General features: G+C 74.4%; 14 protein-coding genes. 6 read left to right on the forward strand and 8 right to left on the reverse strand.

What is annotated here, in order from left to right:
• Window position 1 precedes the first annotated feature (1 nt).
• On the forward strand, window positions 2-397 hold the full coding sequence (locus QP089_RS17280) for a VOC family protein (RefSeq protein WP_285912644.1): 396 nt from the start codon (window positions 2-4) through the stop codon (window positions 395-397).
• A 108-nt stretch (window positions 398-505) separates the two neighbouring features.
• On the opposite strand, the gene QP089_RS17285 is transcribed toward QP089_RS17280, so the two are convergent.
• Complete coding sequence (locus tag QP089_RS17285; RefSeq protein ID WP_285912645.1) at window positions 506-796, reverse strand: hypothetical protein; 291 nt, start codon at window positions 794-796, stop codon at window positions 506-508.
• Between the two features lie 105 nt (window positions 797-901).
• Here QP089_RS17285 and QP089_RS17290 point away from each other — a divergent pair, with 105 nt between their 5' ends.
• On the forward strand, window positions 902-1144 hold the full coding sequence (locus QP089_RS17290) for a GntR family transcriptional regulator (RefSeq protein WP_285912646.1): 243 nt from the start codon (window positions 902-904) through the stop codon (window positions 1142-1144).
• Window positions 1145-1210: 66 nt separating this feature from the next.
• Here the strand turns inward: QP089_RS17290 and QP089_RS17295 are convergent, their stop codons facing one another.
• Complete coding sequence (locus tag QP089_RS17295; protein ID WP_285912647.1) at window positions 1211-2023, reverse strand: hypothetical protein; 813 nt, start codon at window positions 2021-2023, stop codon at window positions 1211-1213.
• Window positions 2024-2334: 311 nt separating this feature from the next.
• On the opposite strand from QP089_RS17295, the gene QP089_RS17300 reads away from it, so the two are divergent.
• Window positions 2335-2619, forward strand: a complete 285-nt coding sequence (locus tag QP089_RS17300; RefSeq protein WP_285912648.1) for a hypothetical protein — start codon at window positions 2335-2337, stop codon at window positions 2617-2619.
• Window positions 2620-2661: 42 nt separating this feature from the next.
• On the opposite strand, the gene QP089_RS17305 is transcribed toward QP089_RS17300, so the two are convergent.
• From QP089_RS17305 to QP089_RS17315, 3 genes are all read right to left on the reverse strand, one after another.
• A complete protein-coding gene (locus QP089_RS17305; protein ID WP_285912649.1) occupies window positions 2662-4896 on the reverse strand; it encodes a SulP family inorganic anion transporter in 2235 nt (744 codons plus the stop codon).
• A 155-nt stretch (window positions 4897-5051) separates the two neighbouring features.
• Window positions 5052-7001: a hypothetical protein gene (locus tag QP089_RS17310; protein ID WP_285912650.1), complete on the reverse strand. Its 1950-nt coding sequence runs from the start codon at window positions 6999-7001 to the stop codon at window positions 5052-5054.
• A gap of 253 nt (window positions 7002-7254) precedes the next feature.
• The gene (locus QP089_RS17315; protein WP_285912651.1) at window positions 7255-7842 is read right to left on the reverse strand and encodes a YbhB/YbcL family Raf kinase inhibitor-like protein; all 588 of its coding nucleotides are present in this window, start codon (window positions 7840-7842) and stop codon (window positions 7255-7257) included.
• Between the two features lie 402 nt (window positions 7843-8244).
• Between QP089_RS17315 and QP089_RS17320 the strand changes: the two genes are divergently transcribed.
• Entirely contained in the window at window positions 8245-9618 is a 1374-nt protein-coding gene (locus QP089_RS17320) for an NAD(P)/FAD-dependent oxidoreductase (protein ID WP_285912652.1), read from the forward strand.
• 90 nt (window positions 9619-9708) lie between these two features.
• Window positions 9709-12972, forward strand: a complete 3264-nt coding sequence (locus QP089_RS17325) for an AfsR/SARP family transcriptional regulator (RefSeq protein ID WP_285912653.1) — start codon at window positions 9709-9711, stop codon at window positions 12970-12972.
• On the opposite strand, the gene QP089_RS17330 is transcribed toward QP089_RS17325, so the two are convergent.
• On the reverse strand, window positions 12973-13935 hold the full coding sequence (locus tag QP089_RS17330) for an Lrp/AsnC family transcriptional regulator (protein WP_285912654.1): 963 nt from the start codon (window positions 13933-13935) through the stop codon (window positions 12973-12975). It abuts the gene before it with no gap.
• A gap of 110 nt (window positions 13936-14045) precedes the next feature.
• Here QP089_RS17330 and QP089_RS17335 point away from each other — a divergent pair, with 110 nt between their 5' ends.
• On the forward strand, window positions 14046-15377 hold the full coding sequence (locus QP089_RS17335; protein ID WP_285912655.1) for an MFS transporter: 1332 nt from the start codon (window positions 14046-14048) through the stop codon (window positions 15375-15377).
• Here QP089_RS17335 and QP089_RS17340 read toward each other — a convergent pair.
• Together QP089_RS17340 and QP089_RS17345 are read right to left on the reverse strand one after the other, a co-directional pair.
• A complete protein-coding gene (locus tag QP089_RS17340) occupies window positions 15361-16170 on the reverse strand; it encodes an ABC transporter permease (RefSeq protein ID WP_285912656.1) in 810 nt (269 codons plus the stop codon). The two genes, QP089_RS17335 and QP089_RS17340, sit on opposite strands and share 17 nt — an antisense overlap.
• Window positions 16167-17159, reverse strand: a complete 993-nt coding sequence (locus QP089_RS17345; RefSeq protein ID WP_285912657.1) for an ATP-binding cassette domain-containing protein — start codon at window positions 17157-17159, stop codon at window positions 16167-16169. Before QP089_RS17345 ends, QP089_RS17340 begins: the two co-directional genes overlap by 4 nt.
• Between the last annotated feature and the right edge of the window lie 26 nt (window positions 17160-17185).

The raw sequence follows: 17185 nt of genomic DNA on the forward strand, positions 1-17185 counted from the left end.
GGTGCGACTCGACCTGATCACCATCATCGTGGACGACTACGACCGGGCTATCCGGTACTTCACCGAGGCGCTCGGGTTCGACCTCGTCGAGGACTCGCCCTCCCGCACCAACGACGGCCGTCCCAAACGGTGGGTCGTCGTCCGGCCGCCGGGCGCCGAGACCGGCATCCTGCTCGCCCGCGCGGACGGCGAACGGCAGACCGCCGCCATCGGCGCCCAATCGGCCGGACGCGTGGGGTTCTTCCTGCGCGTGGACGACTTCGACGCCGCCTACGAGCGCATGACGGCGGCCGGGGTCGAGTTCGTCACCGAACCTCGCGCCGAGCCCTACGGGCGGGTCGCCGTGTTCCGCGATATCGCCGGAAACCGCTGGGACCTCCTCGGCCCCGCCGGATGACCGCGCACGGACGTCAGGGGAGGGACGCGTCCGGCCTGGACGTCTCAGAACATGCCCTGCCGCTGCGTCGCGTCCGCGGTCATGGCGACACCCTAGGGGGCGATCCCGTCAACGGGCGCGGAGCCTGGTGGCGATGAGGAGGGCCGCGTCGGCCACGTGGTCGACCTCGGCGATCCATTCGCCCCAGGAGTGGGCGAACCAGAAGCGGCCCTCGTCGTCCGGACGGGGACGGCAGGTAATGGTGTCGGACGGTTCCGGGTTCTCGTCGCAGCAGCCGTCCGCGAACGGGTTGGACACCAGGAGGCCGTCGATCTTCAGCCGGACGTCCAGGTCGTACAGGTCGAGACGGTGCAGCAGCGCGCCGAGCCCGGCCTGCGCCCGTGCCAGGGGAGTGTGCATGGCGTGACGGTACCGTCACTCGTCTACTCTTGTCTAGGCTAGTCTAGACGTCTGCATACGTACCTCTATGAAGCGCTTCGTAGGGGCTCATCTAGCGTCGAGGGTGTGACGATCGATCATGATGGCGACACACCCGTCTACCGGCAGATAGCCGCGATCATCGCCGAGCGCATCGAGTCCGGCGATCTGCAGCCGCGTCGGCGCATCCCGTCGGAGTCCGACCTCGTGCAGGAGTACGGAGTGGCCCGCGAGACGGCGCGGCGCGCGGTCGCGTATCTGCGGGAGCAGGGGCTCGTCTACACGGTTCCGCAGCGCGGGACGTTCGTGAAGCCGGCCGAGGACGAATAGGGGGAGCGGGTGTTGCCCTTATGCGGGGACCGATAAGGGCAACACGCCGCGGGCGGACGTCCGGCGTCAGTAGCCGCCGGGGGCGCCGCTGCCGGTCGGGGTGCCCGTGGGCGCTCCGGTCGGGCTTTCGGGCGGAGCGGTCGGGCTCTCGGGCGGGCTGGTCGTCGGCGACTCGGGCGGGCTGACGCTGGAGCCGCCGGTCGGGCTCTGGGTCGGGCTGCCGGACGGCGCGGGGCCGCCGGGCGGGACGACGCCGCCGGAGCCGGGCACGGTGATCTTGGTCTCCATGCCGAGCGAGCGGTGGTCGTCGATCGGGCACCAGAGCTGGTAGGTGCCCGGCTGCAGGCTGAGGTTCAGCTTGGTCTGCTGGCCGGGCGAGATCCCCGGGGTCACCTTCGCATTGGTGATGCCCGGACCGGAGATGGCCAGGGCGTGCTCCATGCTGCCGGTGTTCTTGGCGATGAAGATGTACGGGCCCGGCTTGAAGGTGGTCTGGGAGAGCTTCAGCGAGTACTCCTTCTCCGTGACGGTGACGGTCGTGGCCTTGGGGTTGGCGGGCGCGCCGCCGCCCGGTGCCGGCGGCGTGCCGCCCGGGGTGGTCGGGCTCTCGCTGCCGGGCATCGTGGGGCTGCCGCTGTCGGTGGGGCTGCCGCCGTCGGTCGGGTTGCCGCTGTCAGGGGCTCCCGTGTCCGGGCCGTCGGTGCCGCCGCCGCCCGGAGTCTCGCCGCCCGGCTCGCCGGGGTTGCCGCCGCCCGGGTCCGTGGTGGCCGGGGCGCCGGGCCTCGGGACCGTGGTCGCGTGGGCGGCGGAGACGGGGAGCAGGGCGCCGGCCGCGAGGACGAAGGCGCCCGCTGTGGTCGAAATGGTGGTTTTGTTCATAATTGCCGGGCTCCCCGCGGCACTCCGGCCGAAACCGGTCGGGTGTTGCCGAAAGCCCAGGTCAACGCCGGTTTCGCCGGAGGTCGATCGGCCCCCGCAGGCCCCGCCCGGGCAGGCGAGGCGCCCTCGGCGGCGGCGCGGGTGAGACGTGCAGTGAACCTCGCAGCCGGGGGGAGTGGCGTGGATCTCGGCGGCTACGGGTCACACGACACAAAGAGCAGCAAAGGACGCGCCTAACGTCACAGGTAGAGCTGATCGCCGGTCGGCGGTGGCGGCGGGGCACGGTGGCTGCCCCGTGGAGAGGAGCGTTGATGTCCATCATCATCGTGTTCGTGGCCCTCGTGCTCGCCGGGGCGCTGGCCGCCCTGGTCTACCTCTGGAACTTCGCGCGGGCCAGCCGGCGCGACACGCTGTTCACGCCTCCGACGGGCCGCGGCGCGCGCGCCGCGCGAAAGGTGACCGGAGTCTACGTCCGCGACTACCGGCAGGAAGGCGACCTGCGCGACCCGAGGCCGCGGGGGGCCGGCCCGGTGCTCGGCGGGGACCGTCCGGAGGAGGACGGCCGGGCGCGCGGCGAGCAGCTCGTCGGACGGTGAGAGAGGGGGTCTCCGGGGCCGTGCCCCGGAGACCCTCCGGTGTCAGGGGCGGTCGCCGGTGCCCCGGTAGGCCGAGGCCGGAACGTGGTTGGGGATCGTGGCGAACGTCCCGGCGGCACGGTCGAGGACCTTGACGGTCGCGGACTTGAGGTCGAAGTAGAGCCCGACGAGCTCCAGCTCGCCGGCGTCGGCGCGCTCCCGGAGCCAGGGGTAGGTGAGCAGGTTGTCGAGCTGCTGCATCACGTTGACCTGGCTGAGCCGGGCCAGCGGGTCGTCGCCGTGGTCGCCCTCGGCGCGGAACCGCTCCAGGGTCGGCGCGCCGAGCCCGAGCCAGCGCGACAGCCCCTCCAGGTGCGCGACCTCCTCGCCGCCCGCCATGACCGCGGCCATCGCGCCGCAGTTGGAGTGCCCGCAGACCGCGATCGTGCGGATGCCCAGCACGTTGGTCGCGTACTCCACCGTCGCCATCACCGAGTCGTCCGGGACGGCCGAGCCGTGCGGCGGGACGAAGTTGCCGACGTTGCGGTTGATGAACAGGTCGCCGGGACCGCTGGCGGTGATGATGTTGGGCACGACGCGCGAGTCGACGCAGGTGATGAACAGCAGCTCCGGCTTCTGCTCCATCGCCAGCTCGGCCATGATCGGCCGGACGAGCCCGGCGGTGCTGTCGTGGTACTCGCGGACGCCGTCGAGCAGGACGGAGGTCGGGGACGGCGGCTCGGCGGCGCCCGCGGAGCGTCGCTGCCGATTCGCCCAGGGAGCCCACCAGCGCGCTGGAGGGGACGACTTACGCGGCGAAGACAAATCACCTGTCACCCCCCTTTCATACCAACCCTCGTGAACCTCGTCGATGTCGACCCTGCCTCCCTGGCGCTCGTGCGCCAGCCGCCACTGGTGGACGGCGTCGAAGGCGGCATGGTCCATGAAGTCGACGTTCAGGTCGAGGTCGACGCCCGCCCCGGCCGGGACGGCCCGCAGCGCGCGCGTCACCTTCGGCACCCCGAGGAAGGTCAGTGTCCCCTCCACGACCACGTGCCAGCGCTGCGGAGCGGGCCCGTCGCCCGGCAGCGGGACGAGCCGCTCGGTGCGGACGGCCAGCCGGGTCAGCCGCCGCAGCGCCAGCACCGCCGTCACCGCGATGCCCAGCAGCACGCCCTCGCCGAGGCCGAGGAGGACGACGCCGGCGAACGTGGCGAAGTAGGCGGGCGCCTCGCGGTGGTGGCGCAGGTCGCGGATCCGCGCCGGGTCCACCAGCCGGACGCCGAGCACCACCAGCAGCGCCGACAGCGCCGACAGCGGCACCCGCTCGATGACGGGCCCGCAGGACACCGCGAGCACCAGCACCCACACCCCGTGCAGCACCGTGGACAGCCGGGTCCGGGCGCCGGCCTCCAGGTTGGCCGTGCTGCGGACGATCACACCGGCGACCGGCAGGCCGCCGAGCAGCCCGGACACCGCGTTCGCCGCGCCCTGGGCGGCCAGCTCGCGGTCGAGGTCGGTGGGGGCGACCCCGGCGGGGCGGACGCGGTCGACCGCCACGCTGCACAGCAGCGACGCGACGGCGGCCACCACGGCGAGCGAGACGACGGCGCCCGCCACCCCGTGCGGCGACCCGTCCGGCAGCTCGGGGGCGCCCCAGCCGTGCAGCAGGGTCTCCGGCAGGTCCACCCGGTCGGCGTTCCAGCCGAACGCCCACGCGGCCGCGGTGGCGCCGGCGATCGCGGGCAGCGGGGCGGGGACCATGCGCAACCGGCCGCCGCGCGGCAGCCGGGACCAGCCGAGCAGCACCAGCACGGTCAGCGCGGCGACGAGGGCGGAGTGCGGCGCCGGGTGCATCAGCTGCGCGGGCAGCTCCCGCAGGTTGGCCACGGCGGACTCCTGCGGGCCGCCGCCCAGCACGACGTGCACCTGGCTGAGCACGATCACCGCGCCGACGCCGGCGAGCATGCCGTGCACGACGGCCGGAGACACGGCCAGCACGACGCGCGCCACCCGGCTCAGCCCGAGCGCGACCTGCACCAGCCCGGCGAGCAGGGTGATCGTGCAGGTGGCCCGCCAGCCGTAGGCCTGGACGAGCTCGGCGACCAGCACCGTCAGCCCGGCGGCGGGCCCGCTGACCTGCATGGGCGACCCGCCGACGAGCCCGGCGACGACGCCGCCGGCGACGGCGGCGATCAGCCCGGCGGCGACCGGTGCGCCCGAGGCGACCGCGATGCCCAGCGACAGCGGGATCGCGACCAGGAACACGACGAAGGACGCGAGCACGTCCCGCCGCAATGCGGATACGTTGAGTGGCTTTGAAGTCACTCAACGTATACAACCAGATTCTCCGGTTCCCGCCCCGGACGCGGCCCCGCGCAGGCGCCGGAAAAGGCGAGGGCCACCGGAGATCCGGTGGCCCTCGCCTGGTGGCGCGTCGGAGCGCCGCCGCGTCAGCGGCGGTAGTTCTCCCAGTCGTCCGGCTGCTGCCGGGTGCCGTACGGGTTGGTGTCGCTCGGCCGCCCGCCCTGCTGGTAGTCGCCCTGCTGCGGCGACCCGGGGTAGCCCGAGCCGTACGCCTGGGCGGCGCCGGGGTCGTGCGGCGCGGCGAGCGGGTCGCCGTTGTAGCTGCTGCCGCTGAAGTCGCCGTAGGCGCCGGCGCCCTGCCCACCGGAGCCCTGACCGCCGGAGCCGTACGGCTCGCGGGACCCGCCGAGCGGGTCGTCGTAGCGGGACGCGTCGCCGTACGCGGGCGCCGTCGGGTACCCGTCGGTGTGCGAGCCCTGCCCGTACCCGCCGGTGCCGGAACCGGCACCCGCACCGGACGAGCCGTACCCGCTGTCATATCCGCTGTCGTATCCGCCGCCCGGCGCGCCCGAGCCGGACGGGCCGCCGGAGCTCGGCGGGGGCCACGGGCCCGTGCCCGAGCCGGTGCCGCCGGAACCGGTGGTGCCGCCCGATCCGGAGCCGAACGAGCCGGTGCCGAGCGGGTCGCCCAGCGGGTCGTTCAGCCCGCCGTACGAGCCGCCGGAGTCGGGCGCCGAGCCCGCGGAGCGCTGCCGGTCGGTCTGGATGCGCTGGAGCAGCTCGTCCACGGTCGGCAGCTTGTGGTTGTCGGTGTCGGACCCCGAGCCGCCGGAGCCGGGCCCGCCGGGGGCGCCGTGCGCCGGGGGAGCGGCCGGGGCGGGCGGCATCGCCTCGGACGCGCCGGGCAGGCCGCCGGTGGACTCGCCGAACCCGCGCGCGGGCTCGTCGGTGCGGCCGAGCGGCAGGCCCAGCGGGTCGGACGCGGGCGGCTGCGCCGGCGGCGGGGCCGGGGCGGAGGCGCCGAGCGGCAGGTCGAAGCCGTCCGGCCGGCCGCCGCCCGCGGGGCGCGAGCCCAGCGGGTCGGACCCGAAGTCGCCGCCGTAGGACGGCTCGTGCGAGCCGTACTGCGGCTGCTCGGGGACGCCGTACTGCGGCTGGTCGCCGTAGCCGGACTGGTCCTGCCCGCCGTAGTGCGGCTGCTCGCCGTGCCCGCCGAACTGGTCCTGCCCGCCGCCGTAGGACGGGTCGTACTGGTCGGCCGCGCCGTAGGCCGGCTCCTGCCCGCCGTAGACCTGCTGGTCGGGCGAGCCGGGAACGCCGTAGGGCGACTGCGGGCCGGTGCCGGACGGACCGCCGAGCCCGCCGAGGTCGGCCGGGATCGGGTCGAGCGACGTGGAGGCGGGGTCGGCGGCGTAGGGCTCGGACCCGTACGGCGCGCCGCCGCCCTGGTAGCCGCCGCCCGGCGCGGGAGCCTGCTGCGGGCCGGTGCCGGCCGGGCCGCCCAGCCCGTTGAGGACCGTGCCGTCGGCGCCCAGCGAGACCGGCTGGGTGAGGCCGGGGTGCTCGACCGGGGACTGCTGCTCGGGCGGCTGGATGTGCTGGGTCGACTGCGCGGCGGCCTGCTGGGGGGCGTGCTGGGCGTTCAGCGGGTCGGCCGACGGGTCGGGACCGCCCGCCTCCTGGGCGTGCTGCCAGGGGAACTTGGGCTTGTCGAAGGTGATGGTGGCCCAGTAGTCGTCGTCCTCCATCTCGTCCGACGCCGGGCCGCCGGGAGCGGGCGGCGGCGGGGACGGAGGGGAGGCGCCGGCGGGCGCGGCGAGCGGCCCGCCCGCGACGCGCCGGTCGTAGCCGGGGTCGGGGGCGGCGCTGCCGTAGCCCTGGTCGTAGCCGGGGCCGTAGCCGTCGTCGTGCCCGCCCATGTCGTCGGGCGGCGGCGGTGCGCCGCGGCGGCCGCGCGGCTGCTGCTGCTGCGGCTCGTCGTCCATCCAGTCGTCGTCGTCGCGCCCCGCCCGGCTGGCCCGCAGCCCGAGCGCCACGAGGACGACCACCAGGACCACGACCACAATGAGGCCGAAGACCACGATGTAAGAAGTCATGCCACCACCCAATGCCTTGGCCCGGCGAGAGTCGCCGGCGCGGTCCGCGGGTCGGGCCCGTTCGTCGCCGGCGGTCGGTCATCCTCGGAGTAGGTCCGATTCTGTCCGACCGCTATGACCGTTGTCACACCCTTCGCGAACATTTACCCTCACCCGACGCGTACCGGCCGGCCCGTCCGGGCCACCCGCACACCCCTGTCAGCTCAGCCCCCGAAGGGGGTTCGCGCCGACCCCGTGCCCTGAGGCCCCACGGTCAACGCGCCTGCTTGCCGCCGAAGTTCCCGGTGATCCGGCCGCGGCCCACCGTGTGCTCGGCGATGGCGCCCAGCGAGTCGCGGAGCTTGGCGCCCTGGCGGAACGGCGCCGGACTGTCCAGCGCGTAGATGGTGAACCGGTACCGATGCCGTTCTCCCTTGGGCGGGCACGGGGGCGCGTATCCCGCCTTCTTGCCGGTGGTGAGCCCCTCGACGGCGCCCTGGATCTCGGCGCCCTCGACGAGCTCGTTGGTCGTGCCGTCGATCCCCGCGATCACCCAGTGCACGTAGGCGCCCTCCGGGGCGTCCGGGTCGTCCATCACGATCGCGAACGACCTGGTCCCGGCGGGCGCCCCCGACCAATGCAGCGGCGGGGTCTTGCCCTCTCCGCCAGGGTACGTCCCGCAGCCGTACCGCGTGGGCAAGTCGCGCCCATCGCGGAAGACGGGGCTGGTCACGGTGAACCACTCCGACAGCTCGGCGCTCTTGTTCTGGGGCTGGCCGATCAGCCCGCAGCCGCCCAGCGCCATGGTGAGCGCGAGGACGCCCGCCGCGGCCGGGATCGGACGCCGGTCTCTGCTCTTCATTCGTTACGCTCCCGGGCGAGATCGTACGCCGCGCGCCGCCGGACTGCCGTCATCCGGGCCCCGCGCGCTCCGCGCCGGTGGCGCCCCCTTCCTCGTCCGCCCCAACCTTAGGGGCTCCCCGGGTGTGGAACGGGCCTTTCCACCCCCCGCGCGGGTGGCGTTCCCAGGTCGGGGACGGGTCGGCGCCCGCGGGACGCCGGTGTGAGTTGCGTCATGCGTGCTTTGCCCCGTTCCATCCGAAAATTTGGGAAGGAGTGGCGAGTTTCACATGCCCGGTAACGCTCCACTTTGCCGTTACGGGAAGTTTTCGGGTTCTTTCCTGGTTCCGGGTTGGTGTCAGCGTGACTTCATCGGCTAGTTTGTGAATGTCTTCACAAGCCGACCGTGACATAGGAGGCCGCAATGGCCAGGACCGCCGAGGAGACCCCTGGCGCTCCCCACATCCTCATCGTGGGTGGCGGCTATGTGGGCATGTACACCGCCCTGCGCCTGCAGAAGAAGCTCAAGAAGGAGCTCAAGCGGGGCGAGGTCAAGGTCACCGTCGTTGACCCGAACTCGTACATGACGTACCAGCCGTTCCTCCCCGAGGCCGCCGCCGGGAACATCTCCCCCCGGCACGTCGTCGTCCCGCTCCGCCGGGTGCTGCCCCGCTGCACCGTCCGCAAGGCGCGGGTCACCGAGCTCAACCACGGCGAGGGCTGGGCGATCGTGCAGCCGCTGGCCGGCCCGCCGGAGCGGATCTCCTACGACTACCTGGTCATGGCCGCCGGCGCGGTGCCGCGGCTGCTGCCCATCCCGGGCCTGGCCGAGAACGGCATCAGCCTCAAGACCGTCGGCGAGGCGATCCACCTGCGCAACCACGTGCTGGAGCAGCTGGAGATCGCCGAGTCGACCGACGACGTGGACCTGCGCCGCAAGGCGCTGACGTTCGTGTTCGTCGGCGGCGGGTTCGCCGGCGTCGAGGCGGTCGCCGAGCTCGAGGACATGAGCCGCGACGCCACCAGGTACATGCGCAAGGTCACCCCGCAGGACCTGCGGTTCGTCCTCGTCGAGGCCGCCGACCGCATCCTGCCCGAGGTCGGCCCCGACATGGGCAAGTGGACCGCCGAGCAGCTGCGCGGCCGCGGCATCGACGTGAAGATGAAGACCTTCCTGCAGTCCGCCGTGGACGGCCAGATCGAGCTGTCGGACGGCAGCAGCTTCCAGGCCGGCACGCTGGTGTGGAACGCGGGCGTCAAGCCGTCCCCGGTGGTCCGGCACGGCGACCTGCCGGTGGACGAGCGGGGCCGGGTCAAGGGCACCGAGTACCTCACCATCGAGGGCCTGGTGCGGGCGTTCACCGCCGGCGACAACGCCGCGATCCCCGACCTCACCCAGGACGGCATGTTCTGCCCGCCGAACGCCCAGCACGCGGTCCGGCAGTCCAAGGTGCTGGCCGACAACATCGTCCGGTCGCTGCGCGGCAAGTCGCTCAAGCCGTACGTGCACGGCAACCTCGGCGCCGTCGCCGGGCTCGGCCTGCACAAGGGCGTGGCGAACCCGATGGGCTTCAAGCTCAAGGGCTGGCCCGCGTGGATCTTCCACCGCAGCTACCACGGCGCGATGGTCCCGACCTTCAACCGCAAGATCCGGGTCATCGCCGACTGGACGCTCGCGCTGTTCCTCAAGCGCGAGACCGTCTCGCTGGCCAGCGTCGAGCAGCCGCGCGCCGACTTCGAGCTCGCGGCCCTGGACGACGCCAAGCCGAAGGCCAGGTCGAGCGAGCCCGCGGCCTGACCCGCGCCCCTCGCCCGGCAGCCGGCGCCCCGGCGGTCCCCGTGACCGCCGGGGCGCCGGCATGTCCGGCGGTGGGGGACAATCGCCGGTGTGCGGATCGGGATCCTGGGGCCCCTGGAGGCGCGCGCGGACGGCGGCCCCGTCGAGGTCGGGGGAGCGCGGCTTCGGGCCCTGCTGACCCTGCTCGCCCTCGACCCCGGCGCGCTCCTGCCCGCCGAGCGGATCATCGACGCGCTCTGGGAGGACGGCGTGCCGCGCGGCGCGCCGAACGCGCTGCAGTCCCTGGTATCGCGGCTGCGCGCCGCCATCGGCCGGGACGCGGTCGAGTCGCGGTCGGGCGCCTACCGGCTCGTCCTGCCGCGCGCGTGCGTCGACGCCCACGACTTCGAGGCGCGGGTCGCCGCCGCGCGGCGCGCCTCCGACCCCGCCGACCGGTCGGCGGCCCTGCGCGAGGCGCTCGCGCTGTGGCGCGGGCCCGCCCTCGCCGACGCCGCCGGGCTGCGGTTCGCGGACGCGCCCGCCGCGCGGCTGGACGCGCTGCGCCGCGCCGCGCTGGAGGAGCGCATCGACGCCGACCTCGCGCTCGGCCGGCACGCCGAGGTGATCCCCGAACTGCGCGCCCTCGCCGCCGAGGACCCGCTCCGCGAACCCGCCACGGCCCTGCTGATGCGCGCTCTGTACGCCGCCGGCCATCACGCCGAGGCGCTCACCCGGTACGAGGAGGCCAAGCGCGCCCTCGCCGACGGGCTCGGCGTCGACCCGTCGCCCGAGCTGGCGGCCGTCCACCTCGCGGTGCTGCGCCGCGACCCGGCCTTGGCCTCCGCCCGTCCGGACGCCGTCCCCGCTTCGCCGCGTCCCTCGAAAGGCAACCTGAGCGCGCCGCTGACCAGCTTCATCGGGCGCGACGCCGACCTGGACCGGGTCGGCGCGCTGCTGGCGGACGCCCGCCTGGTCACCCTCACCGGCCCGGGCGGCGCCGGCAAGACCCGCCTGTCGGTGGAGGCCGCACGCCGCCTCGACGCCTCCGGCGCCGCGCCGGACGGAGTGTGGGCGGCCGAGTTGGCGCCGGTCACCGATCCGGGAGAGGTGCCCGCCGCCGTCCTCGCCGCGCTCGGGCTGCGCGAGGCGGCCCTGCCGATGCCCGGCCGACGCGCCGCCCCGCCCGCCGCCGACCCCCTGGACCGGCTCGTCACCGCGCTGGCGGGCAAGCGGCTGCTGCTCGTCCTGGACAACTGCGAGCACCTGCTGGACGCCGCCGCCCGGCTGGCCGACCGGGTGCTGGCCGCGTGCCCCGGCGTCCGGATCCTGGCGACCAGCCGCGAACCGCTCGGCATCACCGGCGAGACGCTCTGGACCGTCGGGCCGCTGGAGGCGCCGCCGCCGTCGGCCGCCCCGGAGAAGGCGCTGGCCCGGCCCGCCGTCCGGCTGCTGGCCGACCGCGCCGCCGCCGTCTCGCCCGGATTCGCGGTGACCGGCGCCAACGTCGCCTGGATCGTCCGGATCTGCCGGGCGCTGGACGGCATGCCGCTGGCGATCGAGCTGGCCGCAGCCCGGATGCGGGCGATGACGCCCGAGCAGGTCGCGACCCGCCTGGACGACCGGTTCCGGCTGCTCAGCGCGGGCAGCCGCACCGCCCTGCCCCGGCACCGGACGCTGCGGGCCGTCGTGGAGTGGAGCTGGGACCTGCTGGAGGACCCCGAACGCATGCTGTGCCGCCGGCTGGCCGTCTTCCCCGGCGGCGCGACGCTGGAGACCGCGGAGCGGGTGTGCGCCGGGCCGGGCCTCGATCGCGCCGACGTCCTGGACGTCCTGACCGCGCTGGTCGACAAGTCCCTGGTGACGGTGACCGGCGCGGACGGCGGGCCGCGCTACCGGATGCTGGAGACGATCCGCGCGTACGGGACCGAGCGGCTGGCCGAGGCGGGCGAGGAGCGGGCCGTCCGGCAGGCGCACGCCGACTGCTTCGTCGCCGTGGCCGAGGAGGCGGAACCGCACCTGTACCGGTCCGAGCAGCTGGACTGGCTGCACCGGCTCACCGCAGAGCACGACAACATCTCCGCCGCACTGCGCTGGACGATCTCCGCCGGGGACGCGGCGACGGCCCTGCGGTTCTGCGCGGCGCTCGGCTGGTACTGGTTCCTGCAGGGCGAGCTGCGCGACGGCGCCGACCACCTGGAGGAGATCCTCGCGCTCCCGGACGTCCCGGACGACGAGACGACCGCGCTCGCCCTCGCGCTCGGGGCCATGGCGTCCCTGGACAACCAGCTCGACGGCGACCGCGTGCTCGGCTGGCTGACCCGCGCCCGTGACCTGTGCGCCGGCCGCGACCCCGCCGCCGTGCACCCGGCGCTGCGCCTGATGCTCACCAGCTTCGAGATGTACACGGTGGGCTGGGACGACACGACGGCGGTCGGCGTCGACGGGCTGCTGGACGACCCCGACCCGTGGGTGCGCGGCCTGGCGTACTTCATCCGCGGCCAGGTCGCCCACAATTTCGGCTGGACGGGCCGCGTGCAGGACGACTGCGACCGGGCGCTGGCCGCGTTCCGCGAGGCGGGGGACCGGTGGGGGCTGTCGTTCACGCTGGCCGCGCAGGCCGAGATCGCCGGCCGGGACGGCGACCACCGCCGCTCCGCGGCGCTCTACGAGGAGTCGCTGCGGCTGAACGCCGAGCTGGGCGGCGGGACGGCGGCGCTGGTCCACGTCCACATGAAGCTGGCCAACGCGCTGGACCTGATCGGCGAGCGCGCCCGCGGGGAGGCGCTGCTGCTCGCGGCGGCCGAGGGCGTCGAGGCGGCCCGGCGGCCGGAGGAGGTGGCCGCGGTGCACTACCAGCTCGGCGAGTTCGCCCGCCGCTCCGGCGACACGGCGAAGGCGCTGCGCCGGCTGTCGCGCGCCGACGAGCTGACCCGGGGCATCCCCGGCCCGCCGCAGTTCCGCGCGATGGTGCTGTGCTCGCGCGCCCAGCTCGACATGGCGATGGGCGCGATGGACGAGGCGTCCGCGCGGCTGGACGAGGCGGTGCGCGGCGCCGCGCAGGCCCGCGACTACCCGATCCTGGCGTACGTGCTGGCGGGCCTGGCGGAGCGGTCGCGCCTGCTCGGCGACCCGGAACGCGCGGCCGTGCTGCTCGGTACCGCCGACGGGCTGCGCGGCGCCCGCGACCTGTCGCAGCCGGACGTGCTGGCCATCGAGGCCGCCGTCCGCGCCGACCTCGGCGAGGCGGCCTTCACCGCGGCCCACGAGCGCGGGCTGGCCCGCACCCTGGACGACGTCGTCGCCGAGTTCGGCCTGGAACACCCGCCCGCGTCGACGATGACGCGGCCGCCCGGGGCCGGGAGCGCCGCCTCGTGATCACAGCGGCGGGCCGGCCCGTTTCACGGTCCGGATCACCGGCGCGGTCTCCATCGTGACGATGCCGTCCAGGGCGGCGACGCGTTCGGTGAGGTAGCGCGCGAGGTCCTCGGTGTCGCGGCAGTTCACGACGGCGACGAGGTTCGTCGGCCCGGTGGTCAGCGCGACGAACGACACCTCCGGATGCGCGGCCATCGCGGTCGCGACGTCCTGCAGCGCGGACGGGCGCACCGACATCCACAGCCGCGCCTCGGCGTGGAAGCCGAGCCGCGCCGGTTCGATGTCGACCTGGTACTGCAGGACGCCCGCGCCGCGCAGGGCCTCGGCGCGCCGCTTGACCGTGGAGTCCGACCAGCCCGTCGCCCTGGCGAGGTCGGTGTAACCGGCGCGGCCGTCCAGTGCGAGGGCGGCGAGCAGGGCCCGGTCGGCCGCGCCGACCTCGACCGGCTGCGTCCCGCCGGGTACCGGACGCGGCCGGAGCCGGTCGGCCTGCTCGGGCGACAGCACCGCGGGGCCGAGCCACGTGGCGGGCAGCGCGAAGCTGCGGAGCAGCAGGTGCGCCGACACGCCGATCACGCGCCGGGTGCGCGGCAGCTTCTCCAGCAGCAGCGCGTCCCGCTCGTCGGCCGACCGCGTCTGCGCGTTGCACGAGATCTCGGTGCCGCCGGACAGCAGGTAGACGAACGAGGTGTCGTCGCGCGCCGCGAGCGCCCCGGCGATGGCACCGGCGGCGTCCGGCGTGCAGCGCAGCCGGATCGTCCACGAGGTGTACCCGAGCCTGCGCCCGTTCACCGCGCCCACCACCCGCAGCACGCCGGACGAGCGGAGCCGCCGGTACCGGCGCGCGACGGTGTTCTCCGAGACGCCGAGCACCTCGCCGATGCGGCTGAACGGGGCCCGCCCGTCGATCCGCAGCGCGTGCACGAGCCCGTGATCGACCTCGTCCAGCGTGACGTCATCCATCGCTGCACCCTACTAGTTGACGGATTCCGGCGGAATCACGGCCGTGCTTGGCGGGTATGCGTGCGCGGCGCCGACGCTGTGGGGGCCTTCCAGAGAAAGGAGAGTCCCCGATGCGCCGATGGTCACCGCTCGTGGCGGTCTGCCTGGGCTCGTTCATGTTCATCGTCGACACCACGATCGTCGCGGTGGCGCTGCCCAGCGTCGCCGGCGGCCTGCACACCACCCTGCCCGGCCTGCAATGGGTCGCCAACGTCTACACCCTCGTCCTCGCCGTGCTGATGCTCCCGGCCGGATCGCTCGCCGACCGCTACGGCCACCGCGCCGCCTACCTCGCCGGGCTTGCGATCTTCGCGGCGGCGTCGGCGGGCTGCGCGCTCGCCCCGGACGCGCCCGCCCTCATCGCCGCCCGCGCCGTCCAGGGGATCGGCGGCGCCGCCATGGCCGTCACCGCGTTCTCCCTGATCGGCGCCGTCTACCAGGGGCCCGCGATGGGGACGGCGATGGGCGTGTGGGGCGCCGTCAGCGGCCTCGGCGGCGCGGCCGGGCCGATGCTCGGCGGCGCCCTGACCGCCTGGCTCGGCTGGCGCGCGATCTTCCTGGTGAACCTGCCGGTCGCCCTGGCCACCATCGCGCTCACCGTGAAGGCGATCGGACGCGGCGAACGGGCCGGACGATCCGTCAGGCTCGACCCGCCCGGCATGGCACTGTTCGCGATCTGCGCGGGCGCCCTCACCGCCGCGCTGACCCGGGCCGGCACCGACGGCTGGGACGCGGCCCCGGTGCTCGCCGGGCTGGCCGCCGCGCTCGCCGCGCTCGCGGGGTTCATCGCCCTCGAACTGCGCCGCCGCGATCCGCTGCTCGACCTGCGGCTGTTCCGCGAGCCCGCGTTCGCCGCCGTCATGGTCTGCGTGCTCGCCTCGTCGGCCGCGTTCGCCTGCCTGATCTACACCTCGATCTGGCTCCAGTCGTCGGTCGGCCTCGGCCCCGTCCGCGCCGGCCTCGCGCTGATGCCGATGGCCCTGACGACCTTCGCGGTCTCCATGCTGAGCGGGCGCCGCGTCCCGCCGCGCACCGCCGTCGGCGGCGGGCTGCTGCTCAGCGGCATCGGCTGCGCGCTGCAGGCGCACCTGGACGCCGGCTCCGGCGCGTCGTCGATCACACTCGGGCTGGTCGTGACCGGCGCGGGCGTCGGCCTGATGATCCCCGCGATGGGCACCGCCGTCATGACGGCCGCGCCGCCGCAGCGGCGCGGGACGGCCGCCGGCGCGATGACCACCTTCCGCCAGCTCGGCCAGACCCTCGGCGTCGCCGCCCTGGGCGTCCTGTTCCAGAACGCCCCTCACGACACCGCCAAGGGCCTCGACCACGTCTACCTCGCCGCCGCCATCACCGGTCTGGCAGCCGCCGCCCTCGCCTTCACCGCCCTCAAGCGCGCTTCTTGAAGGCGCGCAGGGAGAGCGGGGCGAAGACGAGCGAGATGCCGACGCCCCAGGCGAGCGCGACCCACGCGTGCTCCAGGACCGGGCCGCCGACCAGCAGCCCCCGCATGGACGCCACCAGCTGCGTCACCGGGCTGTTGTCCATGCAGAACGCCAGCCAGCCGGGGATGCCCTTGGTCGTCGGGATGAACGCCGTGCTCAGGAAGCTCAGCGGGAAGATCACCACGAACCCGAAGATCTGCACCTTCTCCGGCTCGTTCACCTTCATCGCGATGTACACCGACGTCCAGGAGAACAGCAGCGCGAACGTCAGGAGCAGCAGGAACGCCAGGAGCACCGACAGGACGCCGGTGTGCACGCGGAACCCGATCGCGAACCCGACCCCCAGCAGGATCAGCATCGACCACGCCTGCTTGACGGTGTCGGCGATGATGCGGCCCGCGAGCGGCGCCGACCGCGAGATCGGCAGGCTGCGGAACCGGTCGAACACCCCCTTGGTGATGTCGGTGTTCAGCCCGAAACCGGTGCTCATCCCGGCGAACAGCGCGTTCTGCGCGATGATCCCGGGGATGACGATCGGCAGGTAGGCGTGCACGCTGCCGGCCATCGCCGGCCCGAACACGTACGCGAACAGCAGCACGAACATGATGGGCTGGATGGACAGGTCCAGCAGCTCCATCGGGTTGTGCTTGATCTGGACCAGGTTGCGCCAGGCCAGCGTCAGCGTGTTGCGGACGGCGACGCCCGGCGACACCCGCTTGGCCAGGTCCTGCGGCGCGAGGGTGGCGGTCGTCATGCCGACGCCCCTTCCTTGTCGGCGGCCTGCTCCAGTTCGCCGGCCTCCGCGTCGATGTCGTCGGTGTGGTGGCCGGTGAGGGCGAAGAACACCTCGTCCAGGCTGGACTTGCGCAGCGACAGCTCGCCGACCGCCACCCCGGCGTCGTCGAGCCGCCGGACGACCGCGGGCATCAGCGCCGGATCGGTGATCGGCGCGGACACCAGCCCGTCCCGGATCTCCGGCTCGGTCCCGGTGAGGTCGGCGACGATCCGCGCGGCGGCGCCGCCGTCGCCCTGCCGGATCGGCCGCAGCTCCAGCACCTGCCCGCCGACCTGCGCCTTCAGCATGTCGGACGTGCCGTGCGCGATCACCTGGCCGCGGTCGATCACCACGATGTCGTCGGCCAGCTGGTCGGCCTCCTCCAGGTACTGCGTGGTCAGCAGCACGGTGACGCCGTCGCCGGTCAGCCCGCGGACGATGTCCCACAGGCCGTTGCGGCTGCGCGGGTCGAGGCCCGTGGTCGGCTCGTCCAGGAACAGGATCTGCGGCCGGCCGACCAGGCTCGCCGCCAGGTCGAGCCGGCGGCGCATCCCGCCCGAGTAGGTCTTGGCGGCGCGCTCGGCGGCCTCGGTGAGCTGGAACCGCTCCAGCAGCTCGGCCGCCCGCGCCCGCGACGCCCGCCGCGGCATCCCGAGCAGCCGCCCGATCAGGACCAGGTTCTCGGTGCCGGTGAGCATCTCGTCGACCCCGGCGTACTGGCCGGTCAGGCCGATCAGCTGCCGGACCTTGTGCGCGTCGCGCACCACGTCGAACCCGCCGACCCGGGCGCTGCCCTCCGTCGGCTCGATCAGCGTGGCCAGGATCCGCGTCGCCGTCGTCTTCCCGGCGCCGTTCGGGCCGAGCATGCCCAGCACCGTGCCGGGCTCGGCGGTGAGCGAGACGCCGGCCAGCGCCCTGGTCTCACCGAACCGCTTCACCAGGCCCTCGGCCTGGATCGCGTGGGACATGTGATCTCCTAGGACTCGGTCTGCCG

Origin of the sequence: Actinomadura opuntiae (assembly GCF_030283205.1) — a bacterium.
GTDB lineage: Bacteria > Actinomycetota > Actinomycetes > Streptosporangiales > Streptosporangiaceae > Spirillospora.